This is a genomic window from Psychrobacter sp. K31L (assembly GCF_017942195.1).
GTDB classification, from domain to species: Bacteria; Pseudomonadota; Gammaproteobacteria; order Pseudomonadales; family Moraxellaceae; genus Psychrobacter; species Psychrobacter glaciei.
This window is the reverse complement of record NZ_JAGKSC010000001.1, coordinates 498,964-524,744: the sequence shown is the minus strand read 5'-3', so window position 1 is coordinate 524,744 and position 25,781 is coordinate 498,964. Positions and strand designations below refer to the sequence as shown.

The window sequence follows — 25,781 nt, the reverse complement described above, 5'->3', positions numbered from 1 at the left end:
TTTGGTAGGTTATCTACGTACAATACAGTACAATTATGCCGAACTGTTTGGTGTCAATGACCCATACAGTATTAAGCGTATTTACTAAAGGTAGGCTGGTATCACTATGTTTGATCATTGAAACCAGATAAATGCTATTTTAGATTTATCTGACTTTGAGCCAACTCACGGTAGCCAAGCATAATAAATTTTTCGGCGAAGCATGACTTGGTAAAGCATAAATAATGGCATGGTAGAGAATAGAGATATGAAAATTGGATCAACTCGTATTGAGATGGTAATAGCGGATGTAAAAGCAAAGATTGCTACTGTCATCTACATGCCCGGTACACGTTTACCCTCAGTACGCGCTGCTGCTAAAAATCACGGTTTTTCACCGTCGACAGTCGTAGAATCTTATGAGCGGCTGCAAGCTGATGGGATTATATACTCGCGTCCAGGTGCTGGCTTTTACGTTGCCGAGTCTACGCCACCACTATCCTTGGCAGATATTGCTCCAAAGCTTGATCGAGCCGTAGATCCGTTATGGGTGTCGAGGCAATCGCTTGAAACTTCTGATAATGCTTTAAAGCCAGGATGTGGCTGGTTACCGCCTGACTGGCTATATGAAGAAGGTATGCGTCGCGGATTGCGTAGTGTGGCGAAGGGCAGTGCGAGTGTGATGAGCGAGTATGCCACGCCATTGGGATTATTAGAATTGCGCCAACTACTTACTAGGCGTATGGTAGGTTTGGGGATAAACGCGGAACCGTCGCAGGTCATGTTGACTGAGTCTGGTACACAGGCCATAGATTTGATTTGTCGTTTTTTATTGACACCAGGTGATACCGTAGTCGTAGATGATCCTTGTTACTTTAATTTTCATGCGTTATTAAAAGCACATCGGGTAAAGGTGGTAGGAGTACCTTACACCTCTACTGGGCCGGATGTTGATGTATTCGCTGCAGTATTAGATGAGCATAAGCCGCGCCTTTATATAACCAATGCCGCGATACATAACCCTACGGGCGCTACGTTGTCACCAGCCACAGCCTATAAAGTGTTGCAACTGGCACAATCTGCTGGGTTATATATCATTGAAGATGACATTTTTGCGGACTTTGAGGTTACTCCAGCAACTAGGTTGGCAGCATTAGATGGTTTATCGCAAGTATTCTATATCGGTAGCTTTTCTAAAACCTTATCTGCATCATTGCGCTGCGGTTATATTGCAGCACCAACTGCTTGGGTAGAGAGTCTATTAGACTTAAAAATAGCCACAGGTTTTGGTGGTGGGCAGCTGGCGGCAGCAGTGGTTTTATCTGCATTGACAGATAGTGGTTACCGCAAACATATGAATGCTATGCATCTACGCTTGGCAAAAGCACGCTCACAAACGTTACCGCGATTGGCTAAATTGGGTATAGTGCCCTGTGTATTACCACAAGCTGGCATGTTCCTTTGGTGTCAGCTACCTGATGGCAACAACGCGGCTAAATTGGCTAACGCTTGCTTAGCAAAGGGCGTGTTATTGGCTCCGGGCAATGTCTTTAGTCAAGCTCAGAACGCTGAACATTTTATGCGTTTCAATGTCGCACAAGCATCAGATGCTAGGATCTATGAAGTGTTGGCTGAGTCATTGGATTAAGAGATTCAGCCGATGTGTGCGCTGAATGAATTGACATAAAAAAAGCCAGCAACACAAGGTTGCTGGCTTTTTATAGACTGAGTCTAACTATTTCAAAGATTACTCTTCAGAATAGTTGTCATTCTCGTCTGTAGCTTCTTCAGCTGTATCTTGGTCATCGCCATCTTCAGATAGGATAGTGACTAAGATGCTAGCAGTAACGTCATGATGTAGTTGAATATCAACATTATATTCGCCCACTTGACGTAGTGTGCCTTCAGGTAGCTTGATTTCAGCACGGTCTACTTCTAGACCTGAGTTAGTCAATGCTTCAGCGATATCGCGAGTACCGATAGAGCCGAATAGCTTGCCTTCGTCACCTGATTTAGCACGCATGATAACATTAACGTCAGTCAATGCATCAGCACGTTCTTGAGCAACAGCTACTTCTTTCGCTTCTTCAGCTTCGAGTTCGGCACGACGTGTTTCGAACTTTTCAATGTTAGCTTTATTAGCAGGTAGAGCTTTGCCCAATGGGATAAGAAAGTTACGTCCGTAACCTGGTTTTACATCGACAGTTTCACCGAGTTTACCAAGGTTGACGATACGCTGTAACAAAATAATTTGCATGAGTCATTCCTAGTTAACGGTTAACCCTGATGGTTATCAGTGTATGGAAGTAGCGATAAGTAACGAGCTTGCTTGATAGCAGTAGCTAGTTGACGCTGATATTTAGTAGATGTACCGGTAATGCGGCTTGGTACGATTTTACCATTATCACTGATATACTGTTTTAGCAATTCAACATCTTTATAATCGATGTGAGTGATGCCTTCAGCAGTGAAACGGCAGAATTTGCGACGGCGATAGAAACGTGCCATGAGTATTCTCCTTTAATTAGTCTTCACTGTTGTCGTTGTCGTCATTATCGTTTTCACGACTGTCTGGACGACGAGTAGTTGCTTTGCGTGCGCGTTTTTCATCGGCATTCTTGGCTAACTGCGACTCTTCAGTGACAGCGTCGTCACGGCGCATAACTAGACTACGAATGATCGCGTCGTTATAACGGAATAATTCTTCAAGCTCAGCTAAAGTCTCACCGTCAGTTTCAATGTTGAAAAGAACGTAATGAGCTTTGTGAATCTTGTTGATTGGGTAAGCCAGTTGACGACGGCCCCAATCTTCTAAACGATGGATAACACCGTTGTTGTCTTGAACTAACTTGATATAGCGTTCAACCATGCCGACCACTTGGTCGCTTTGGTCTGGGTGTACAATTAACACCAGTTCGTAATGTCGCATTATGACTCCTTACGGATTAGTAGCTATTAACCCTATGTTAATAGCAAGGAGATTTATAAGGTAAGCTGTATTCCCATCAAATATAACAAAATATAATAGGAAAAAAGCTTAGTTTATAAAGCGCCGTATTATAACAGTACGCAACGATTAACACAAAGGTTAATCGTTGCGTAGCTGCCAATAAAAACATGAAAACAGTAAATTTCTCTGTATCAATGATCTGTATTAATAAAAAGCCACGATGAAACGCTACTTTTTTAACATCATCTAAGACTTAGTTTTGATAAAACGCTCAAAACGTTGCTATTTTACTTTGGGCTGTTTTACCAATTGACTGCTATCTGCTTTTACCACCAACGTCTTGGCAAGCTTGTCATGCCAGCCGATATTTTCAGGGCTTTTTGAGGCCATATAATAATGAATGGCGACAATCACAAAACCTAAAAAGCTGGTGAATGAAAACAGTAAGTTGTAAATAATGAATAATAGCAAAGTACGTGTGCCGATGAGCTTGATAAAAGAAGGCAGACGATGCGTGGTTTGATCCACGACGCGAATACCTGTAATCAGCTTGCCCAGTGATTGACCACGCATGGTGATAAATACTAACTGTAAAGCAAACAAGCCAAAAACCATGACTTGCGATATCATCAATGTGCTGCTAGGAAGGCTCTCCATCAGCGTCATTGAATATTGATAAGCGGCATCCATGTCTTGGATATTTTGAAACTTGCTATAGTCTACATCCATTTTGGTTAACGCTAATCCAAGTGGAAAGATGGCTAGCAAGTACAATAAGCCATTGAGCGCAGTTGCCAATATGCGTGACATGATCGGGGCTAGTACTACATCGCCAACGACTTTATCTTTGGCTGTGATATTCTTATTAGCAGCCGTTTTATTTAATGACACATTATTATGCGGTGTGTGATGACGGTTGCTGGTCATATCTGCTTTGGAATTGTCTTTTGGACGTTCAGGCTTACCATATAGTCTGTCTAACGACACGCTTTTTCCGTCTTTAGTGCTACTGGTTTCAGTATCTTCGGGAAACACGGTGACATTATTGACGATAGAGTCATTAACCTCAGGGCTGCTGATGTTAGTAGGTTGATAAACCCCTTGATTGTTCGTCAAGTTACCAACTCGCTGCCATTGGTCTAAGCCTTCGTGCCAAATCAAATCATCCAGTAAAACTTCACCAGACGCCAGCATAATATTGAGCTGATCCAAATTATATGGACCGGCTTGTACGTTATTTCGAGCTAAGAAAATCTGCATAATTGCCTGCATAGTTAGTCATATATTAAGTCGCTACTGTAAGACATAGTATTAGGGTCTATTCAAGATTTTTCAAATAGACCCTAATGGTTGTATCTTCAATGACTGTGTGAATTACCGCTGTGACTTAAATTACGGCTTACTTTGCTTCTTCACCAGCTAAGAAGAACCAAGTATCTAGTACTGAATCAGGGTTCAATGACACTGAGCTGATACCTTGCTCCATGAGCCAGAACGCAAGATCTGGATGGTCTGATGGACCTTGACCACAGATACCGACATACTTACCCGCTTTGCGGCAAGCATCAATCGCCATAGACAGTAACTTCTTAACAGCAGGGTCACGCTCATCAAATAGATGCGAGACGATACCTGAGTCACGGTCAAGACCAAGCGTTAGCTGAGTCAAATCGTTAGAGCCGATAGAGAAGCCATCGAAGTGTTCTAAGAACTCTTCTGCTAATAACGCGTTGGTTGGTAGCTCACACATCATAATGATGCGTAGGCCGTTCTCACCACGTTTTAGACCGTTTTTCTCGAGTAGCTCAATAACTTGGGCTGCTTCGTCAACGGTACGGACGAATGGAATCATAATTTCGACGTTGGTCAGACCCATCTCATCACGTACGCGCTTTAGGGCTTTACACTCAAGCTCAAAGCAATCACGGAAATTATCAGAGACATAACGACTGGCACCACGGAAGCCCAACATTGGGTTTTCTTCTGACGGCTCGTATAACTTACCACCAAGCAAGTTAGCGTATTCGTTTGATTTAAAATCTGACATACGAACGATAACTGGCTGATCCATAAAGGCAACTGCTAGTGTTGAGATGCCTTCGACCAATTTATCAACATAAAAGTCAACAGGTGAAGCATAACCAGCGATACGCTCTTGGATTGCTTGTGATATCTCACGTGGCAAGCTGTTCATGTTTAGCAAGGCTTTTGGATGCACACCAATCATACGGTTGATGATGAATTCAAGACGCGCAAGACCAATACCTTCGTTCGGCATTTGGGTGAAAGAGAAGGCGCGATCTGGATTACCAACGTTCATCATAATCTTGAAGGCAAGATCTGGCATAGATTCAACAGAGTTGGTCTGTATTTCAAAGTCAATTTGGCTTTCATAAATGAAACCAGTATCACCTTCGGCACAAGAAACAGTGACGTCTTGACCATCAACCAATAGCTCAGTGGCATTACCACAACCGACGATAGCCGGTACACCAAGCTCACGGGCGATAATAGCTGCATGACAGGTACGACCACCACGGTTAGTGATGATGGCAGAGGCACGCTTCATGACTGGTTCCCAATCTGGATCGGTCATGTCTGATACGAGGACGTCGCCGTCTTGTACTTTGTCCATCTCGTTTAGGTTGCTAACGATACGTACTTTACCCGCACCAATGCGTTGACCAATTGAGCGGCCTTCACACAAGATTTTTGCATCAGTTGTGTTGATGATATAGCGTTCCATGACATTGCTGTCTTGGCGGCTTTTTACGGTTTCTGGACGGGCTTGAACGATAAAGATTTCATTGGTATCACCGTCTTTTGCCCATTCGATATCCATCGCTTGACCGTAATGCTTTTCAATGGTCATCGCTTGCTTGGCAAGTGAGGTCAGCTCTTCGGTAGATAGCGAGAACTGCATGCGATCTTGTTTTTCAACATCAACGGTTTTGACAGACTTAGTCGTACTGCCTTCATCACCGTAGATCATTTTCTTATGCTTGCTGCCTAGGTTACGGCGAATAACCGAAGGCTTGCCATTGGCTAGCAATTGCTTAGAGATATAGAATTCATCTGGGTTAACCGCACCCTGTACGACCATTTCACCTAGGCCATAGCTTGAAGTGATAAAGACCACTTGATCAAAACCACTCTCTGTATCTAGCGTGAACATCACACCGGCTGCGCCAGTTTCTGAGCGTACCATGCGCTGTACAGCAGCAGACAATGCAACGCCTTCGTGCTCAAAACCTTTATGTACACGATAAGAGATTGCGCGGTCGTTATAAAGAGAGGCAAATACTTCTTTAATGGCAATCAGAACGTTATCAATACCGCGAATGTTTAGGAAAGTCTCTTGCTGACCGGCAAATGAGGCATCTGGCAAATCTTCGGCAGTCGCAGAAGAACGGACAGCAACCGCGATGTCATCGCCGCCACTCATGGTTTCAAATGACTGACGCACTTCTTGCTCTAGATCGCTTGGCAGCTCTTGCTCAATAATCCACGTACGAATTTTTTTACCCGTTTCTGCAAGTTTTTTTACATCATTAACATCTAATGTTTTTAGCTCGCTGTTGATTTTGTCAAGCAAGCCAGTTTCGTTCAAAAAACGGTTAAATGCATTTGAAGTGGTGGCAAATCCGCCTGGAACACTAACACCCAAATCAGACAAATGGCTGATCATTTCACCTAATGAGGCGTTCTTACCGCCGACCATCTCAATGTCGTCTTTTCCTAGCTGATCAAGATTGATTACAAGTGCTGTAGATTGCGCTGCCATGATAACTCCAGAAAATAAGGTTATTTAGTAAAGATTATAACGGTCAATTATACCCCTATATTTGGATAATTTCGAGACCTAGAACCAAAAAATTCGTCAAAAAGATACAAATTGTCGGGTTTGCTACATAATTTACGTCAGCTGCCTGACGGTTTTACTTTTAAGGCCGAGCCAAAATGTCAATGCTACCGAAATAATAGGGTGCCATAATTGTCATCAAAACCCCTAAAAATGAGTAAAATATGTCCAAAAATACTCCTAGGATTTTTACTACTATACATAGGACATAATATTGGGACTTATTATGGGTACTTATATAGTCAATAAAACGAAATTGTGCAGGACAATATCGAAAGAAAGAGTGGGGTGTTTGTCGTCGCTTGCCGACAACATTGATTTCTATTGAGCTTCTATTATGCGTATAATGAAAAGTGAAACGCCCTGCGCGAATAATTGAATCAATCATTAAAATATGATGACTGATCAAAAGACAGTCAAAAAAATAAGCCAGTCACAGGCCAATATTAGGGTTTCAACCGAGGTATCAAAGTTATGTACTCAAGCAATCTATCTGAACAAAATAAGCCGACGATACAAAATCATGATGCGTTAAACTTAGACAATTCGCAAACCATAAGAAGTGCATTTTTTATCTCTGATGGTACGGCTATTACGGCTGAGACTCTTGGACGTGCTATTTTAAGTCAGTTTGCTTCCGTTCCTTTTGAGACGCGTGTACTGCCTTATGTCGATAGTTTAGAACGCGCCGAAGACGCTGTTGAGCAAATCAACATGGCTTATCAACGCGATGGTGTGTTACCTTTGGTATTCGATACCATTGTTAACTCTGAAATTCGCGAAAAAATCAACTCAGCGACCAGCTGTAACTTAGATATGTACGAGGGTTTGATTGGTCGTGTTGCCGAAGAGACTGGGGTGGAGCCAGATGGACACTCAGGTCATGCACACGATGATGTCGATTCCGAAACCTACAAGGAACGTATTGACGCGGTTCATTTTGCCTTGGACAATGACGATGGCGCACGCACACGTCATTATGACGCGGCCGATATTATTCTGGTTGGAGTCTCACGCTCAGGCAAAACCCCAACGTCATTATATCTAGCCTTACAATTCGGTATCCGTGCGGCCAACTATCCTTTGACCGAAGATGATTTGTACGACAATCAATTACCAAAAGCGTTGCGTGAGCACAAAGACAAATTGTTTGGCTTGCTCATTGATACCGATCGCTTGGTAAAAATTCGTCAAGAACGCCGTGCAGGCAGTCGTTATTCAAGCTATCAGCAATGCCAGCAAGAGCAGCGGGCGATACAAGGTATATATATCACTCATGGTATTCCTAGCTTAGACGTATCAGAAATGTCAGTCGAAGAAATTGCCACACGTATCTTGCAGATGACGGGTCTTAAACGCCGTATTGGTTAATGCTGGCGGCTAATAAGACGTTAGTGTTGACAAAAATAATTTGTACCATTTTGTATAAAACAGTCTCATTTAAAATAATTTCACTCAAAACAATGCCTTTACCATATAGAGAATATTATGAGTTCATCTTATAAGTCTAGAAAGACACCTTTATTACTTACCAGCCTGTTATTAAGCGCGGCGACTTTGCTTAGTGCTTGTCAGACGTCGCCATTTGCACGTGAGCCGGTACCTGAGCCCCGTTATGTTCCAACGATTGTGTTGGGTGAAGCGCAAACGCTTACTGTGATGCCAAATCGTGTGGCGTGCGCTTCAGCGTTACCGATGCAGTGCTTGTTGGCCAAATCGAGCAAAGATGGCAGCGTGTTTCAGATTCCTTATGATTGGATCGATGACTTTAAACCGAGCCTTGGCACCGAGTATATAATTAGTGCACGTCCACAAATAGATGAAGGCAAACAAAGCTTGACAGGGCATTGGACATTGCAAAATATCCTATCACAACGTATGGTGGGCACTCCTTAGCAGCATGACCCTGACGCATCTTTGCATTGATTCATTCATAGCCTAAAGACAGACAAATAAAGAAATAAAGAGGACACAATGGGAAGCAAAAATACTAGCGATGCTACCAATGACACTGGTGAAGACATTCATACCGAAGTATCTAATAAAGAAAGCGGCGTAGCGCCAAATCCTGAACATACGGCAGACAAAAACAAAAAAGAAAAAATCGAACAAACGCATGAGCAAGTCACCGATGACATCATGCACCACCCTGACTTGGTTAATCCGCTAGACGATACCCGTATTGATGTAAAGTCAGGATTTACTAGAGACTCTGAGCGTATCAAGGGTGATAAGCATCAGTTTGAATATGATGCGGTGGTGTTGGGCGCGGGTCCCGCTGGTGAAGCGGCCGCCATGAAGCTTGCTAAATCAGGCAAAAAAGTCGTGGTTATCGATCCGCGTGAGCAAGTCGGGGGCAACTCTACTCATGTCGGCACGATTCCGAGTAAAGCGTTACGCCAATCAGTATTTAACTTGATTAACTTTCGCCGTGATCCTATGTTTACCAAGGCGATGGAGTATCATCAAGTACCACTAAACAAGGTGCTTGCGAACGCTCGTAAAGTGATACGCAATCAAGTTAGCACCCATACCCGCTTTTATGAGCGCAATCAGATTGAAGTGATTCATGGCTGGGCAAGCTTTACCGATGCGCATACCATTCGTGTTGAGCTTGATGAAAATGTCTTTGAAACCGTTACCTTTAACAAAGCCATCATCACCGTTGGTAGCCGTCCTTATCGTCCTGAGATTTTAGATTTCAATCATCCGCGCGTTTTTGATTCGGATAAAATCCTACAAATGGATTATGTGGTCAAAAAAATCATCATTTATGGTGCTGGGGTGATTGGCTGCGAGTACGCCTCTATCTTTACCGGTCTGGGCTATAAAGTCGACTTGATCAACAATCAGGGCAAGCTGCTCAGCTACTTAGATAGTGAAATCAGTGATGCGCTAGCACATGACTTTAGACAATTTGGCGTTCTGATTCGCAATAACGAAGAGATTGATCATCTTGAGACTCACGATGACTGTGTGATTTTGCACTTAAAGAGTGGTAAAAAAATCAAGTCTGATGCGATTCTTTGGTCTAATGGTCGCTCAGGTAATACGGAAGGCTTAAACTTGGAGGCCATCGGCTTAGAAGCCAATAGTCGTGGTCAGCTAAAAGTGGATGATACCTACCGTACTGATATCGAAAATATCTATGCAGCTGGCGATGTGATTGGCTGGCCATCTCTGGCTTCTGCTGCTTATGACCAAGGTCGCTGTGCGGCAGCCTTTATGGTTGGTGATAGCGACGCAGAGCCAGTATCGAGCGTTCCTACTGGTATTTATACCATTCCAGAAATCTCCAGTATCGGTAAGACCGAGCAGGAGCTAACAGATGAACAAGTACCTTATGAAGTGGGACAAGCCTTCTTTAAGCATCTCGCTCGCGCCCAGATCATCGGTGAGCGTACAGGGGTATTAAAGATATTATTCCACCGTGAGACGCTTGAGATATTGGGGATTCATTGCTACGGCAACCATGCCTCAGAGATTATCCATATTGGACAAGCGGTCATGAAGTGTAACAATACGCTTGAGTACTTCGTAAATACGACCTTTAATTATCCAACGATGGCAGAAGCCTATCGCGTCGCGGCGCTAAATGGCCTTAACCGCGTATTTTAAACGGTTATAAAGATTGAAATAACAATGAAAAAGCGCCTAACGATATCGCTAGGCGCTTTTTTTGTTGTGTATTCCATCCTAAAATAAATTTACCAAAAAGGTTTTTCTAACTCTATTTTAGAACGAGACTCACACAATAAGGCTGACAAAACTAGACTAAAAAACAGTCACTTAAAAGACAATTACTTAAACAGTCTGAGTTTTGATAGTCTCAAGATAGCTTCTGATGTTGCTAACGTAGTGCATCGCTTGCCCATAACGGCTGTTGGACGCTCTGTTTTCAGCAAGGTAGGCATAGATATTTGCCCAGCTTTTGTCATCAATACCCTGAGCTCTCAGTTTACGTTGAATGCTTTTTACCGCATTCGGACCCATATTATAGCCAGCAAGGGCAAACCAAATACGGTCAGTTTTGGGTACATCGGCAAAGTCTGACTTCATTTGCTCTAAGTAACGTGCACCACCGCCAATGCTTTGATAAGGGTCGACGCGATCTGAGACGCCCATGGCTTTTGCTGTATTGTTGGTCAGCATCATGAGCCCGCGTACACCTGTTGGCGATACCGCATTGGCGTCCAGATGTGACTCTTGATAACCCATCGCCACCAGCAATTCCCAGTCGTGATTGTAGTTACGCGCTTGCTCTTCAAACGAGGATTGATAATCAGGCAGTTTTTCCGTAAGCGTTCTTTGGAAGTGATCCTGACTATAAGCATCTTTTAGCAAGTTTTGATTATAAAAAGCCGCTAGCTTTTGGGTGTTTTGAAGCTTGATACTGTCGCATAAAAAGTAACTGGCTTTTTGCGATAGCGGATCATTGGCTGAATTGAAAGTCCAACTGACCTTGGGATGTAGACCGTTTTTGGTCAAGCTGGCATCATAACCGCAGCTGACATTGACGGAAGACAAATTTAGCTGGCTTTTGAGTTGGGTGCTGGCTGTCGTCAACGCCATATCAGCATTACCTGATTTCACCGCTCTGAGAGCAGCTTTTTCACTGGCATAGGCTTTTAGATTGACATCTACGCCTAGCTCATCAGCATAGGTACGTACCAAGTCATAACCGAAGCCGTGCTGAAAACCATCCGTCGCAAAATAAGTGCTATCTCCAGGGACAGCGGCGATGGTTAAGGTATTCTCCAGCATGACATGATCATAAGTTGGCACTTGTGAATCCATGGTAGTAAAACTCTCAGCTGGTAAAGAGAGCAGGGCAATACTAGAAACTTGTGCCAGTTTTTTGGTTCTGGCAAAACGACTTGAAGTAACAGGGTTAACGGATGTAACGAGGTTACTTTTAGTGTTCAGTAGGCGTTTAGATGGACGCAGTAAATATGAGATACGGCGTTTGGCCCCTTGCGCAGATACTTTTACACGATAAGTAATACGTTGCATGGATGTCTCCTAGTTTTAGCCATCCTTCTTACCGCAAAAACACGTACAAATATATGACCATAATATTGACATATATCGATATCGCATCTTAAATAGAGTCGCACCTTTTAATAGGAAAAATGCCACTCTATCTTGTTTGACTATAGCGCCACTAGCGTACTCTCTCTAAGAGTTAGTGGGGTAGTTTGTCGTCAGCCAGCTATCGGTGCGTTATCAAAGCGTTCTCAAATAATATTTTTATATTAATTTTAAAAACTGGACGCACAACGACGCGAAGGATATAAATCAGATGATTCCTTCATCGATAACTAAGTATGGCTAGTGGCCAAACAACTATATGTCAAACACAGGTAAGGTCATGATTAAGTCATTGAGACAAAGACATCGTGCAAAATACTGATGTAATCATTTGCTAATTAAGCAAATACATTCATCTGTTTTTACGATGCTAACTTTAATGGCTGGCTATACCTTGACTCACTAGTAATAGGATAGCTGGCTGCTAAAGTTTTTTGTCCAGCAATAAGGGTAAGTAAAATAACCAAGCTTGATAGTTTGTGTCGCTTTTTATCAAACAGGTGATTTAATACCATCATCGCGACACTAAAAATAAAAAAATACCATGTTGCTAAAATATATAGTGCAAACATAGTATTTCAATGGATAGCAGTCTAAAGCCTTATCACTTATGTAGCATGATAAAGTCTTAAATGACTACCAGCATTATTTTAGTGTCATAACCGGAAGCTGTAATAAATGGGAAGTTTCATGACAAAACGTTCTTTCTTCAAGTACTAATATGCGGTTATATAGTGGATTATTCAAGTTAAGTTAAGAAAAGAGCGATAAAACTTAACAATTGGACTATAGACGGTAAGAAATGCCCTCATTATTGCTACATTGGCTAAAACTTGATTAACCTACTTACTATTATGGGCTTTCTTACACTATATATTTCAGTTACTACTGAGGTGGTTTTATAACGGCTGAATTTAATAACTAACTCTAATTACTAAGCTGGGTTATCGATGTCGATGAAAGTCACTGGTAGTCCAAATTTCTGGGCAACTATCTCACCTAGCGCTTGAATACCGCCACGTTCGGTTGCATGATGACCACAGGCAAAGTAATCAATACCAAGCTCGCGCGCGATATGCGTGGTACGTTCTGATATCTCACCAGAGATAAACGCATCGCAGCCCATCGTGGCAGCTTGTTCAATCATATCTTGCGCGCCGCCCGTACAAATACCGACACGTTTGATAAGCCTTTTATTCTCTGCCTCTTTACTAGAATTATACTTGGCGGCGATATGTAGCGGTGTACGCCCTAGTGCTTGCGTAATCTTTGCTATTAGGTCATCGGCACTTTGCGGTGTACAAGTAGCGATATTGCCAACAGGATGTGACTCAGCAGGATAGAGCGCACCAGTGATCGTCATATCCAACATGTCAGCGAGTATTACATTGTTACCAGTGATCGGATGCGCATCAAGGGGCAAATGATAGCCAATCATAGAGATACCGTGCTGCATCAATTTGCGAACGCGTCGACCTTTCATACCAGTGAGAGGGGCAGGTTCGCCTTTCCAAAAATAACCATGATGTACCATGATGGCATCGGCATTGTCAGCGATGGCAGCGTCAATCAAGGCCTCACAAGCCGTTACACCGGTTACGATACGCTGGATCGGACGTCCACCATCGACTTGTAGGCCATTTGGCGCATAGTCTTTAAACACACTAGCGGATAAGTAGTCGTCACAGAACTGTGTCAATGTCTGGACGCTGATGTTTTGATTATTCGATTCAGCTGTCGTATGATTTGCAGTCATTATGTTTTCCTATCGTCAATGAAATATGTGCAGTAAAGTGCAGTCGATCAAGTGAGCAAAAATTATGAGTTATTTGTAAGGGCTGTTTTTAGTTTAATTCTTTATCTTTTTAGTTTAATCCTTTATCAGAGTTATTTTAACATGCTGGTGTAAGCAAACAGATAAGCTGGATAACTGAAATGGTACACGATACGTTACTATTTAATAGTATTGCGGTTATAATTTATACATGTGAGTCTGCCTAGCTGATGGAGCAATTGATCACATGATTAGTGGGTCAATAGCAGCCCAGCAGTCACCATTGGCTCACTTCGTTTTTCACTGTCTGTGTGCATTAAATTTATAGAGGTTTTATATGTCGTCATCCCGGAACACCAATAACAAGGCGTCTTTATTAAAATGGTTACCTTGGGTCTTATTGCTGCTAGTATTGGCAGCGTTTATCTGGTTGTTCACGAGTATGAAGTCGACGTCGGAGGCTACGTGGGAGCCACCAAGAACCCCGCCTGCGGAGCAGCAAGCGTCAGAACCAGTGGCAGATACGCCAGCACCTATTTCTTCTTATCATAATGCGGTTGCCCGTGCCTCGCAATCCGTGGTCAATATCTATACCACCCAGACGATGGCAGAGCATCCGTATATGGATGATCCTATACTGCGTCGGTTCTTTGAAGATCATAGTGGGCCTTCCCAAGATCAAGGATCAACCAACTTAGGTTCAGGCGTGATCGTATCAGAAGATGGTTATATCGTGACCAATGCTCATGTGATCGAAAAGGCAGATGAGATTACAGTCGCATTTAACGATGGTCGTAAAAGCCGTGCTAGAGTCATCGGTACCGACCCTGATAGCGATTTGGCAGTGATCAAGGTCGATATGACAGGATTGACCCCACTTGGCTTCCGCGAAAATCCTATTCGCGTGGGTGATTTGGCACTGGCAATTGGTAATCCGTTTGGTGTCGGTCAGACCGTGACCCAAGGTATTATCTCAGCGACTGGACGTACGGGGTTGGGTGTCAATAAGTTCGAAGATTTCATTCAAACCGATGCTGCGATTAACCCAGGTAATTCAGGTGGTGCGCTGGTCGATGCTCGCGGCGAGTTGGTCGGTATCAATACGGTTATATTCTCGCGCTCTGGTGGCTCGATGGGCATTGGTTTTGCTATTCCAACAGCGCTGGTTGAGCAAGTAATGAATGCCTTGATTAAAGATGGCAAGGTCAGTCGCGGCTGGCTAGGTATCGAGATCCAATCGCAGCTACGTGATCCAACGCAGCTTGAGACCTCAACAGGCGTAGAAGTGCTAAACGTCATCGATCAAAGTCCAGCGGCAAAGAGTGGTCTACGTGTTGGCGATATCGTCCTGACAATAGATGGTGTGGAAATGACAGATGCCAATACTTTGATTCAGTACGTTGCTCGCAAAGCGCCAGATACTGAGCTTGATGCACAGATACTACGCCAAGGTAAGAATGCACAAGTAAAAATAATGCTAGAAGAGCGCCCAGCACAAGAGCCTGTCGAACGTCCTATCGTCCTACAAGAGGGAAGCATAGGCGGAATGGAAGAGGGCGAGATGCCCGAGCGAAGTATTCAGAACGATGAAGAAGCGCCCATGATGTCAAAGGCTGAGCGTGATCGTATGCGTGAAGAGCTGATGAAACTGTTTGAACAAGACACCGCAGCACAGTAATCTGTCATAACCATGTGCTGATTCATAATGTGTTTATGAGACAGCACATTCATTTAATTTATAGCATGAAAAAGCGCGCTATCTACATAAGATAGCGCGCTTTTTTATGTTTGTTTTGCTCTATTTCTCAATCGGGTCATGATTGATATAGATGACGCCTTGCACACGGCAGCAGCAGGGCAGGATTTCATCTTCGTCAATCATGGCGAGTGGTTCGAATGGATAGTCAATGACGTGTGAGCTGGCGATACGTTTTATCCGGCAGCTGCCACAGTAGCCTTCCTTACATTGATAATTGACGTCATGTCCAGTGCGCAGCAGTCCATCGAGCAGACTTTCATCATCATGCAAGTAAAACTGCTGCTTACTGGTCATTACCCACGTCATAATTCATCCTATTTGGATTTGGCTATCCTGCTGCTATATCCTACCGCCATCGAAACGTAAAATACTACTAATACCTAAAGTACTGTTGACGCCTAAAATACTATTTAAGCGTAAAACTATTACAGCTCAAATTTTATAGCTCAAACGTTACAGTTCAAAGTCATCAAAGTCGCTGTCTGATAAGTCAGAGTCAATCTGACCGACCAAGTAAGAGCTGATTTCTGTCTCTTGCGGCGCAACTTGTACATTGTCAGACGATAACCAAGTATTGATCCATGGAATCGGGTTTGATTTAGAGTTCGGGAATACTGATGGCAAGCCAACGGCTTCCATACGCAAGTTGGTAATGAATTCGATATATTGGCAAAGTATGTCTTTGTTCAGACCAATCATTGACCCATCTTTGAACAGATAACCTGCCCATTCTTTTTCTTGCTCGGCAGCTTTGCGGAAGATCTCGATGCTTTCTTCATAACACTCTGCGGCAATTTCGACCATCTCAGGATCGTCACGACCATTGCGCATGAGATTCAGCATATGCTGCGTACCCGTCAAATGCAGCGCTTCATCACGAGCAATGAGCTTGATGATTTTGGCATTGCCTTCCATTAGTTTACGTTCAGCAAAGGCAAACGAGCAGGCAAATGACACATAAAAGCGAATGGCTTCTAAGACGTTGACCGCGACGATACACAGATACATCTGCTTTTTCAGTGATCTCAAATCGACAGTCACTTCCTCGCCATTAACGTTGTGCGTACCAGCGCCGTATAGGCTATATAGCTGCGAGTTGCGGTACAGATCATCGTAATATTGGGCAATGTCAGAGGCACGCTCTAAGATGTGCTCATTTTGCATAATGTCATCAAAGATGATGTTTGGATCATTGACGATATTGCGAATGATATGCGTATAGCTGCGCGAGTGAATGGTCTCAGAGAATGACCATGTCTCAATCCACGTCTCAAGCTCAGGGATGGACACGAGCGGCAATAGCACCACGTTTGGGCTACGACCTTGGATAGAGTCGAGTAGGGTCTGGTATTTGAGGTTACTCAAAAATATATGCTGCTCATGCGAGGACAGGTTACCAAAGTCCATACGGTCTTTTGACACATCAACTTCTTCTGGACGCCAAAAGAACGACAGTTGCTTTTCAATCAATTGCTCAAAGATTGGGTGCTTTTGTTGATCGTAACGCGCTACGTTGACCGGATTACCAAAAAACATCGGCTCTTTTAGCGCATTGTTTGGCGTTTGAGAAAAAATCGAGTAAGTCATGGGACTGCCTTTATAATTGATACGGTTATTAATTTATATGAATCTGACTGGGTTTAATCGGATTATATTACAAGTGCTCTAGTGATATCTGCTCTGGCGTCTGTCCATCATTCATATACGCTTTAAATATCTCGCTCAGCTCCACATCATCCAACGCTTCCAATTCATCGATGGCACTTTTACGCAGCGCACTCAAACCCTCATCATCTGATATTTGTTGTATTTCTTTCTGTACGTCTTTTTTGGTCGCTCTCTTTACTGGTTTTTTCGGTACTTTTGCGGCGTCTTTCTTTAATACTTCTGGTTTTACCGCTATGCCTTGGCCTAATTGCTCACGGACGTCTGTGATGTCGACTTCCACTTGTACGATATGCGAGCCACCATCGTTTAGGTCTGAAAATACGTTTGGGATAAACAAACCACCGTCTTTGATGATTGCGGTATATTGCACATGACCTCCGTCGTTTTTATTGTTTGTGTGTTTTAATTATAACAGTAGCCAATCCCGCCTACCGCTTGTATTTGCTTTGCCGCTGGCGTGCAGTCTATTGTATCTGGTAGTGTTCCAACGTTCGAGCGACCACTCCCAGTCACAGACCGCATCGCCATCGTCGTCAGCAGGATACCGCTATAGTCGCGGCTAAAAAGCCTTGCTAGGGCGTCTTTCTTTGTCCTTAACGATTCTTCTGTTTGGACGTAATTTGTAGGGTGCGCCTCGCGCACCTTTAAACATAATTTCCATATCATCGGTGCGCTGGGCGCACGCTACATCACGAGCAAACATAAGCTATAAAGTTGGATGTTTTTTGCGTAGGCTGGGTTTTTAACCCAGCCTACAATAACCGCTACGATCTAAAGGTAGGTTGGTGTCGAGGAACGAGACCCAACGTATTATTCAATTAAAATCGTTGGGTGTCGCAAGCTCCACCCAACCTACGCTTGATTAGCTTTCAAAACAACAATTTAAAAACCTTTTTAACTTTCTATGCCTTTTACTACTTATCAAAGGCGTAAATTGTCTCATATTATCTGCACTAAATAACTTAAAGCCATTCGCAATAATACTATGAGCTTCACGAACACTATCGTTTAGTTTTTCATTCTCTTTGATCATTTTGCTAAGTTCTTTGAGAGTTGTCTTGTCCTCATCAAAATCATTTAAACGATCAAGAGTTATTTTATTGTTTAGAATGATGGCTTTAATTTTGATTCTATCAGTAAGATAGTTTAGACCTTTCAAATCACCTAAGTTATCAGAAACATAGAAAGGATTTTGAACGTCTTTTCCTGTTCTAACCTCTTCAAGCTCAATCTCAGGTTTTGTAGCTCTACGCTGTATTGCAATAATGGAGCTCTTACTATGTTTCATTTGTTCTAACTTGTCGTATAGCCCATCAAGACCTTCAGACTTTATAGCTCTATAAACGCTCTCAATCTTCTTCCAATCAGCTTCTATTTCATTTAACTTTCTATAATTTTCAGCAATATTCAATTTAGCTAACTTTATATTCTCGATTTTGTTTGAGTAATCAATCTCTTTGCTAAGTTTGTTGCTCAAGGACGTAAAGTTTTCTCCAAAATACTTCTTGCCACAGTCATTTCCTAAATTAGTCAACCTACCAGATTCAGTTTCAACAATACATCCAATATTATGAGGTGTGCGACAATTTGATAAACCGCATCTACCCTTATTTGGAAGTTCATATTTATTAATAACTTGCTTTAATTTTTCCTTCTTAGGATCTAATGAGTCAGTATATCCAATCATTTTATAAATATCATCCCAAGTATTAATTCTCAAAAAATGCTTTTTACTAACTGAAATATTCAAATTCTTATCCCTCTTAGCAACTTATACTTAATAGTGCTAAGGTGCCGAAGCACCCTAACACTAAACCATTGAGGTTAGACTAATAACCTATGCTATTTTCCTAGCATAAGCGTACTTAGTATTTAAGTTTATATATCTGTTAAGTCCATTCCTCATTCTAGCTAGCTCAATCATTTTTTTGACATGATTAGAACCAGTTATGGAATAGTTGTACAGATACATACCACCCTTCGTAAAGCGCACAGTTATAAAGTCGTCACCGATCTCATATGCGCTTATACCAGAGTTACCACCGATATCACGATATTTTTCCATGCTCATTTCTCCTGAGCTGAAACATTTGCGACTATCAATTCACGGTTTCTTTGGACAAGGGGTAAGTTTTAAATTAGAATAGCTGCCTAAGAACGGAACGTTATTCTATTTTCTTACCACTTGTGAAAGTCGATAGTCTCAACTTCCTGATATTGAATATTGGCGTATTCAGTATCTCCGATGGCATTGGTGATTTATCATCAATGCCATTTTTATCTTCTACTATCTACCTCCTGTGCGACTCCTTTATAACTACCTTTCATACCACTCATAAATTGACCTGTAGTAGCGTCTCTCTTAAGCGAATGCTTAGGGTTACTAAGATGCTTCATTTGAGTTCGAGCTGTTACTGAACCTTTACGAGTACTACGGCCTGTATTCTTAGCCATAATTAATTTACCTCTTTATTGGTTAGTTTTAGGGGTTTTATGCTATTTATATTGCTGTTTTACCTCCTTTGGCTAAATAAAAATAAAATATCTATCCAGCTCTCTTAATTGAATGAGAGAGCTGGATAGTCGAACCTTAAATCTTACATGCACCGCCAGCACAGTCATCTTCCATATCCGCTTGGGCATCGTTCGCACCATCACGAGTGTTATGGTAGTACAACGTCTTCACACCCATCTTATAAGCATTTAACAAGTCTTTTAGCAATATCTTCATCGGTACACGGCCACCTGCATAACGAACAGGATCGTAGTTGGTGTTGGCAGAGATACTTTGATCGACGAACTTCTGCATGACAGCGACCAGCTTTAGGTAACCGTCGTTGTTTGGCATTTGCCATAGTAGCTCGTACTGATCTTTTAGCGTCGTAATCTCAGGCACGACTTGCTTTAAGATACCGTCTTTTGACGCTTTGATAGAGACCAGACCACGTGGTGGCTCGATACCGTTGGTCGCGTTGGCGATCTGACTAGAGGTCTCAGACGGCATCAAGGCGGTTAGGGTAGAGTTGCGTAGACCGTGCTTCGTGATCTCGCCACGTAGCGTTTCCCAATCGAGATGTAGCGGCTCTTGGCAGATTTTGTCCAAGTCGGCTTTGTACGTATCAATCGGCAAGATACCTTGTGAATATGTAGTCTCATTGAACGCAGGGCAAGCGCCTTGCTCTTTTGCCAATTTGTTTGATGCTTTCAAGAGATAGAATTGCAATGCTTCAAACGTTTGATGGGTCAGACCAAGCGCGCTGTCGTCCGAATAGCGCACGCCATTTTTAGCAAGGTAATAAGCATAGTTAATCACGCCCACACCTAGCGTACGACGGCGCATGCTGCCGTTTTGAGCCGCTTTGACTGGATAGTCTTGATAGTCTAGCAGGGCATCAAGTGCACGGACGATTAGCTCGGCTGGCTCTTCGATGTCACTGACGTTTTCGACTTTACCCAAGTTCACCGCTGATAGCGTACAAAGTGCGATTTCGCCTTCTTCGTCATTGATGTTATCCAGTGGCTTGGTTGGTAGAGCGATTTCCATACATAGGTTTGACTGGCGAATCGGCGCAACCGTCGCATCAAATGGGCTATGCGTGTTGCAATGATCGACGTTTTGGATATAGATACGACCCGTACTGGCACGCTCTTGCATCATTAGGCTAAACAAGTCTGCTGCTGGGATTTGACGGCTACGAATAGCAGGATCATTTTCGTACTTGGTATATAACTCTTCGAACTTGTCTTGATCTTCAAAGAACGCATCATACAAGCCCGGAGTATCGCCTGGTGAGAATAGCGAGATGTCTTGGCCTTTGATTAAGCGAGTGTACATCGTTTTGTTTAACTGTACGCCGTAGTCCATATGACGGACACGGTTGTCTTCGACGCCGCGGTTGTTTTTGAGTACCAGTAATGACTCAACTTCTAGATGCCATAATGGGTAAAACAGAGTCGCTGCACCGCCACGGACGCCGCCTTGTGAGCAGCACTTAACCGCCGTTTGGAACAGTTTATAGAATGGGATACAGCCAGTATGCTGTGCTTCACCGCCACGGATAGGGCTACCAAGGGCGCGGATGCGACCAGCATTGATGCCGATGCCAGCACGCTGTGATACATAGCGTACGATAGCGCTGGTGGTGGCGTTGATAGAGTCTAGGCTATCACCACATTCGATCAATACGCACGAGCTAAACTGACGCGATGGGGTACGTACGCCAGACATAATAGGCGTTGGTAGTGAGATTTTGAATTCTGAAGTCGCATCATAGAAGCGCTTCACATAGTTCATACGCTCTGATTTTTCGTAACGGCTAAACAAGCACATACCGACCAGCATGTACAAGAACTGCGGGCTCTCGAAAACGGTTTTGCTCACGCGATCTTGAACGAGGTATTTGCCTGCCATTTGCTCAACAGCAGCATAAGCAAGGTTCATATCGCGCCAGTGATCGAGATACTCTTCTAACTCGTCAAATTCAGCACGGCTATAGTCAGCTAGGATATGCTCATCATATTTGCCAGCATTGGTCAGCGTTGTAACGTGATCGAATAGATGTGGCGGGGTGAATCTATTGTAAGCAATCTTACGTAAGTGGAAGATAGCCAAACGCGCCGCTAGATATTGATAATCAGGCGTCGTTTCAGAGATAAGGTCAGCGGCAGATTTGATGATGGTTTCGTGAATGTCACGAGTCTTAATACCTTCATAAAACTGGATGTGCGACTTTAGCTCAACTTGCGACACAGACACGTTGTCCAAGCCGTGAGCGGCCCACGCTATCACCTTGTGAATTTTGTCTAAATCAATAGGCTCTAAACGTCCATCACGTTTGGTTACTTGGATTTTGTCAATATGTGTCATGCTGGCCTCTATTTTGATTGCTTATTGTGATGCTGCGCGCTGAATCAGCGGCAGACATTCTTTATAACGCTACGATGCTGGGTTGCGATAGCCAGTTTTTTTTGGCAAAAAACTGCCGCTACTCATAATGATGATTAAAATCACTGAGTACTACATATAGCGTGTTTGTTAATTGGTAGGCACAATATAGCGGGAAAATTTTGAAAATACTATATTGATTTTAGACTAAAACTATGTTGCTGCGAGGTTGTAGACTGTCCAGATTTGGGCAAAGGACGATGGGATAAGGGTTAGACGCAAATGCACTCATCATAAATTTTTTGTAAAAATATCGTGACGATTTGATTTTTATTTTATCGGTTATTGTCGACTGATAATAGTGATCAGAGCGGCAATAATGCGGGCGCAGATTGTACACCAAACCATAAAAAATCGCCACCCGTATGTTATCAATAGTGAGTGACGATTTGGACGGAAAAGGGGTTGTTTTTTTCTAAACACCCATTACCTGTTTATACAACCATACGAACCGTTTTTGCATCGTCAAGTGACGCATAAAGTGTATTCACTTGATCGGCTGCTGTGAGATATAAATTGACACGCGCTGAATGAAAGCGACCCGTTTTAGATGGCTTAACTTCTATAGAAGCCAAATCAAAATCAGGGAACTGGCTACCAAGGATCAGCTTCACTTCATTAAGCAAGCTTTCATGCTCGCCTTCATGACCAATGATGCTTAATGGGTAGTTCATTGGAAAATCCCACAGCTCTGGATTTTGAATGTCGGTTTTTTTGCCTTTTAAGACACCTTCATTGGGTGTCAGATCCGTCATGGTGACGTCTTTGGTGTTTTGATTATCAGTATCTTTTGAATCATCACTCATGATGTTTGCCTTGTTTTTTTAAATATGAGCTATAGTTGAATTCAAATAATTTCGATACAAGGAAACCGAGCGCAAGTTATACATTAGTATGCTTAGCGCGGATGACGATGTAGCGGATTTATATGGATTTGACTATATTTGGATAAGAGCTTTATTGCCCATTTATAGTGGCACTAAGCCTATTATTCAAGTCCTGTGATAGCGACGACAGTACATTAGGGTATGTCGAGCCTTCGGCTACGGTACGGACAGCGACCGCTTATCTTTTATAACCACAAACCGCCACATAATCCCCACTGTCATAACCTTCGATGACCTCTTGTACCTTATCATTGGCATACATTGGGTGGGTCAATAAGGTCTGCGCATACTCAAAATCGACGAAGCCATTGGCTTGCATCAGCGCGATTTTTTCATCTGAAGTGCGCCAATTGGCTGATTTTACCAGTTCAATAGGATAAGGGTCAGCAGGGGAGATGTGCGCAAGTAGCGGATGTTCCCAAGTGCCTAACGAGCTGGCCAAATTGTATAAGCTGGCAAAGCCACTCTCTTTTGGTACATCGATCAGAATCAATTTGCCGCCAGACTTTAATGCGTTAAATGCCTTTTTAATACAGGCATCCAAATCACTGATATAGCTGACACTGCCGTTAAACATAATAATGTCAAACTTATTGGGCTCAATCTCACAAGTTTCAGCAGGGCTGATATCTACTTGCAATCCGCGCTTTTCGGCGACGGCTGCCATTTCCTTAGAAGGCTCGATGCCATATTTGATATGAATATCATAATCTTTTGCTAGTAGCGACTCAAATAATCCGCTACCACAACCGATAGACAATATCTCACTGTCTGTATCTAAAAAATGGGCGACCAGTTTTAGCTCACTGGTCAGTAAGTTTTGATTGTCAAAAAACCAGCTATCGTACGCGCTTGCGTGCTCATCAAATGCTGCCATGATATCTCTCCTTGAGTATTTTTTGTTGTATCGTTAATCCACTATAAAAGAGTGACAGCGTTAACCTCGCTTAAAGTATTACTCATACATCTGCACTCGGTTGCCTTGTCACTCTTTTAAATTGAATCAACTATATTGAATAGTACGTGACATTAAATTTGCTATAAAAATATGAGCTATGACAGATCTAATGCTTGCTGCCAAAAATTCACTTCCATCCGTGAGGCGGTATTAAATAACTGTTGGAACTTGTCTGCTTGAGCAGGGCTAGCCTGTGCCAGTAGTTCATTGATTTGCGCTTCGTTCTGCGCAGTAATCGCTTGAAACGCATCACTAGAAAATACATCAATCCATGGCTGATAGGGATTGCCCGTGATAAACCCTTCGGCTTTGATGCGTTTGCCAATTTCACCATAACCCATCAAGCAAGGGGCAATAGCAGCATAAAGCTCAGCCAGTGAGCCTGACAGGGCAGCGTCTAATATATAGCGGCTATAGGCGATAGTTACAGTAGATTCAGGTGCGTTCTCGACGGTTTCAAGCGCTATGCCCCATTGGTGGCAGAAGTCCAAATACATGCCAATTTCCATATCGAGCATGGCATTGATACCCGCTTGACCGACGCGCATTTGTGCCAGCGTGTCGCTTTTATACACGCTCAGCGCCATCACGCGGGTATAGTGGATCAAATACAAGTAGTCTTGGACGAGGTAGTGGCGGAAGCTGTCAGGGGCAAGCGTACCTGCTGCTAGCTGCTTGACAAAGTCGTGCTGAATATAATCATCCCAAGTTGGGCAATGATGACGTAGCGTTTGGTAATTCATAGTATTCACTTACTTTTATAAATGCGAGTAAGCAGATGGTAGACGAACTCATGCATTATTAGCAAGGGATGTACCAAGTATAGTGGCATCATACATTTGGACAGCTAAGTTTTCAATTGCTGATGCACCTTACGGTAAGTAGCCATTGATAGGCGCGATATCAGGCGGGATATCCGTGTCTCCTAATGCTTCTCGCAGATTGATTTCGATTGTGCGTGACAAGGCAGTCAGGGGTAGTTGGTTAGCTGCCAAGCCAAAAGGCTCTTCTAGCTCTTCGCTAAGGGCATCCAAACCAAAGAAGGTGTAAGCGATCACAGCAGAAATCAACGGAGTCGCCCAACCGAGTGAGGCCACCAAGCCAAAAGGCAACAGGATGCAATACAGATAGGTCGTGCGATGTACCAACAGCATATAAGCAAATGGCAGCGGCGTATTATGAATGCGCTCGCAAGCCGCCAATACAATCGTCATGGATGTCAGGCGCTCGTCCATGTTTTGGATGACTTGCTCAGACACCAGCCTTTGCCGCCGAATGTCACCGAGCTGCTTACCCATGAGGCGCATTATATAATCAGGTACGTTTTTCGCTTGGCGCATATTGTCATGATGTGTTAACGCTACAAATGGCTCGATATCTTCCCAAGGTGACGTACCACGCAATCGATGGCGTACAGCATGGGCAAAAGCGATCGCCAAGTGAATCATCGCTCGTTGAGTATCACGCCCAGCATCGGTGTCATCCTCTATAAAAGACAGCACTTGACGCGTTAAGCTGCGGGAATCATATACCAGCTGACCCCATAGTCCCCGAGCTTCCCACCAACGCTGATAACTGGCATTGTTCCGAAACCCAAGAAATAACGATAGCGCGATTCCGAGCAAGGTAAACATCGCCATACCATAATAAGGAAAAGAGTCGGGAAGCCAGTGCTGAATAATCGTTATGAGTGTACTAAGGATAGTAATCAGCAAAATTTGCCGATAGACTTTTGGAATGATGGAGCCACGCAGGGTGAAAAATATCTTGAGGGCATTGGGGGTTTGGCGGACAATCATGTCAGCTTCCTAGCGATCGGGTATGTTAGTAGGCCGTGCATTATACAATAGCGTTGTTAAAATTTGAGTATTTTTGTTTTTGATTGCCCATCGGACACTGTGCAAAAAA

22 protein-coding genes are annotated in these 25,781 nt (G+C 43.2%); 5 read left to right on the top strand and 17 right to left on the bottom strand.

The window, feature by feature from the left end:
• Positions 1 to 247 precede the first annotated feature (247 nt).
• A complete protein-coding gene (locus J5X94_RS02070) occupies positions 248 to 1,627 on the top strand; it encodes a PLP-dependent aminotransferase family protein (protein ID WP_210539684.1) in 1,380 nt (459 codons plus the stop codon).
• A 99-nt stretch (positions 1,628 to 1,726) separates the two neighbouring features.
• On the opposite strand, the gene rplI is transcribed toward J5X94_RS02070, so the two are convergent.
• The 5 genes from rplI to ppsA all read right to left on the bottom strand — a co-directional run bounded on the left by rplI (position 1,727) and on the right by ppsA (position 6,713).
• Entirely contained in the window at positions 1,727 to 2,236 is a 510-nt protein-coding gene (rplI, locus tag J5X94_RS02065; RefSeq protein ID WP_010198811.1) for a 50S ribosomal protein L9, read from the bottom strand.
• A 20-nt stretch (positions 2,237 to 2,256) separates the two neighbouring features.
• Positions 2,257 to 2,487: a 30S ribosomal protein S18 gene (rpsR, locus tag J5X94_RS02060; protein ID WP_010198808.1), complete on the bottom strand. Its 231-nt coding sequence runs from the start codon at positions 2,485 to 2,487 to the stop codon at positions 2,257 to 2,259.
• A 16-nt stretch (positions 2,488 to 2,503) separates the two neighbouring features.
• On the bottom strand, positions 2,504 to 2,908 hold the full coding sequence (gene rpsF / locus J5X94_RS02055) for a 30S ribosomal protein S6 (RefSeq protein ID WP_010198801.1): 405 nt from the start codon (positions 2,906 to 2,908) through the stop codon (positions 2,504 to 2,506).
• Positions 2,909 to 3,211: 303 nt separating this feature from the next.
• Complete coding sequence (locus J5X94_RS02050) at positions 3,212 to 4,201, bottom strand: RDD family protein (protein WP_210539683.1); 990 nt, start codon at positions 4,199 to 4,201, stop codon at positions 3,212 to 3,214.
• Positions 4,202 to 4,328: 127 nt separating this feature from the next.
• Positions 4,329 to 6,713, bottom strand: coding sequence for a phosphoenolpyruvate synthase (gene ppsA / locus J5X94_RS02045; RefSeq protein WP_189581369.1), 2,385 nt, complete (start codon positions 6,711 to 6,713; stop codon positions 4,329 to 4,331).
• A gap of 552 nt (positions 6,714 to 7,265) precedes the next feature.
• Here ppsA and J5X94_RS02040 point away from each other — a divergent pair.
• The 3 genes from J5X94_RS02040 (at position 7,266) to sthA (ending at position 10,409) form a co-directional block, all read left to right on the top strand.
• Positions 7,266 to 8,162: a pyruvate, water dikinase regulatory protein gene (locus J5X94_RS02040; RefSeq protein ID WP_227669839.1), complete on the top strand. Its 897-nt coding sequence runs from the start codon at positions 7,266 to 7,268 to the stop codon at positions 8,160 to 8,162.
• Between the two features lie 117 nt (positions 8,163 to 8,279).
• Positions 8,280 to 8,687, top strand: a complete 408-nt coding sequence (locus J5X94_RS02035; protein WP_010198794.1) for a hypothetical protein — start codon at positions 8,280 to 8,282, stop codon at positions 8,685 to 8,687.
• Between the two features lie 78 nt (positions 8,688 to 8,765).
• The gene (gene sthA / locus J5X94_RS02030) at positions 8,766 to 10,409 is read left to right on the top strand and encodes a Si-specific NAD(P)(+) transhydrogenase (protein ID WP_228293112.1); all 1,644 of its coding nucleotides are present in this window, start codon (positions 8,766 to 8,768) and stop codon (positions 10,407 to 10,409) included.
• Between the two features lie 186 nt (positions 10,410 to 10,595).
• Here the strand turns inward: sthA and J5X94_RS02025 are convergent, their stop codons facing one another.
• A complete protein-coding gene (locus J5X94_RS02025; RefSeq protein ID WP_210539680.1) occupies positions 10,596 to 11,804 on the bottom strand; it encodes a transglycosylase SLT domain-containing protein in 1,209 nt (402 codons plus the stop codon).
• A gap of 1,012 nt (positions 11,805 to 12,816) precedes the next feature.
• Positions 12,817 to 13,638: a Nif3-like dinuclear metal center hexameric protein gene (locus J5X94_RS02020; protein ID WP_210539678.1), complete on the bottom strand. Its 822-nt coding sequence runs from the start codon at positions 13,636 to 13,638 to the stop codon at positions 12,817 to 12,819.
• Positions 13,639 to 13,993: 355 nt separating this feature from the next.
• Here J5X94_RS02020 and J5X94_RS02015 point away from each other — a divergent pair, with 355 nt between their 5' ends.
• Positions 13,994 to 15,334, top strand: a complete 1,341-nt coding sequence (locus tag J5X94_RS02015; RefSeq protein WP_210539676.1) for a S1C family serine protease — start codon at positions 13,994 to 13,996, stop codon at positions 15,332 to 15,334.
• 120 nt (positions 15,335 to 15,454) lie between these two features.
• Here the strand turns inward: J5X94_RS02015 and yfaE are convergent, their stop codons facing one another.
• The 10 genes from yfaE to J5X94_RS01965 form a co-directional block, all read right to left on the bottom strand.
• Positions 15,455 to 15,721 (bottom strand): class I ribonucleotide reductase maintenance protein YfaE, encoded by a 267-nt coding sequence (gene yfaE, locus J5X94_RS02010; protein WP_210539674.1) that lies wholly within the window; start codon positions 15,719 to 15,721, stop codon positions 15,455 to 15,457.
• Between the two features lie 147 nt (positions 15,722 to 15,868).
• On the bottom strand, positions 15,869 to 17,002 hold the full coding sequence (gene nrdB, locus J5X94_RS02005) for a class Ia ribonucleoside-diphosphate reductase subunit beta (protein WP_010198779.1): 1,134 nt from the start codon (positions 17,000 to 17,002) through the stop codon (positions 15,869 to 15,871).
• 67 nt (positions 17,003 to 17,069) lie between these two features.
• Complete coding sequence (locus tag J5X94_RS02000; RefSeq protein ID WP_210539672.1) at positions 17,070 to 17,453, bottom strand: hypothetical protein; 384 nt, start codon at positions 17,451 to 17,453, stop codon at positions 17,070 to 17,072.
• A gap of 32 nt (positions 17,454 to 17,485) precedes the next feature.
• Positions 17,486 to 17,749 (bottom strand): hypothetical protein, encoded by a 264-nt coding sequence (locus J5X94_RS01995; RefSeq protein WP_210539670.1) that lies wholly within the window; start codon positions 17,747 to 17,749, stop codon positions 17,486 to 17,488.
• Between the two features lie 196 nt (positions 17,750 to 17,945).
• A complete protein-coding gene (locus J5X94_RS01990; protein ID WP_210539668.1) occupies positions 17,946 to 18,833 on the bottom strand; it encodes a hypothetical protein in 888 nt (295 codons plus the stop codon).
• 840 nt (positions 18,834 to 19,673) lie between these two features.
• Positions 19,674 to 21,950: a class 1a ribonucleoside-diphosphate reductase subunit alpha gene (gene nrdA, locus J5X94_RS01985; protein ID WP_210539666.1), complete on the bottom strand. Its 2,277-nt coding sequence runs from the start codon at positions 21,948 to 21,950 to the stop codon at positions 19,674 to 19,676.
• Between the two features lie 512 nt (positions 21,951 to 22,462).
• On the bottom strand, positions 22,463 to 22,783 hold the full coding sequence (locus J5X94_RS01980) for a YbeD family protein (RefSeq protein WP_051000722.1): 321 nt from the start codon (positions 22,781 to 22,783) through the stop codon (positions 22,463 to 22,465).
• A gap of 310 nt (positions 22,784 to 23,093) precedes the next feature.
• Positions 23,094 to 23,792 carry a class I SAM-dependent DNA methyltransferase gene (locus J5X94_RS01975; protein WP_210539664.1) on the bottom strand — a complete coding sequence of 233 codons (699 nt, stop codon included), beginning with the start codon at positions 23,790 to 23,792 and terminating at the stop codon, positions 23,094 to 23,096.
• A gap of 176 nt (positions 23,793 to 23,968) precedes the next feature.
• Positions 23,969 to 24,616: a thiaminase II gene (tenA, locus tag J5X94_RS01970; protein WP_210539662.1), complete on the bottom strand. Its 648-nt coding sequence runs from the start codon at positions 24,614 to 24,616 to the stop codon at positions 23,969 to 23,971.
• Positions 24,617 to 24,745: 129 nt separating this feature from the next.
• Positions 24,746 to 25,672 (bottom strand): bestrophin family protein, encoded by a 927-nt coding sequence (locus J5X94_RS01965; protein WP_210539660.1) that lies wholly within the window; start codon positions 25,670 to 25,672, stop codon positions 24,746 to 24,748.
• Positions 25,673 to 25,781: the final 109 nt, after the last annotated feature.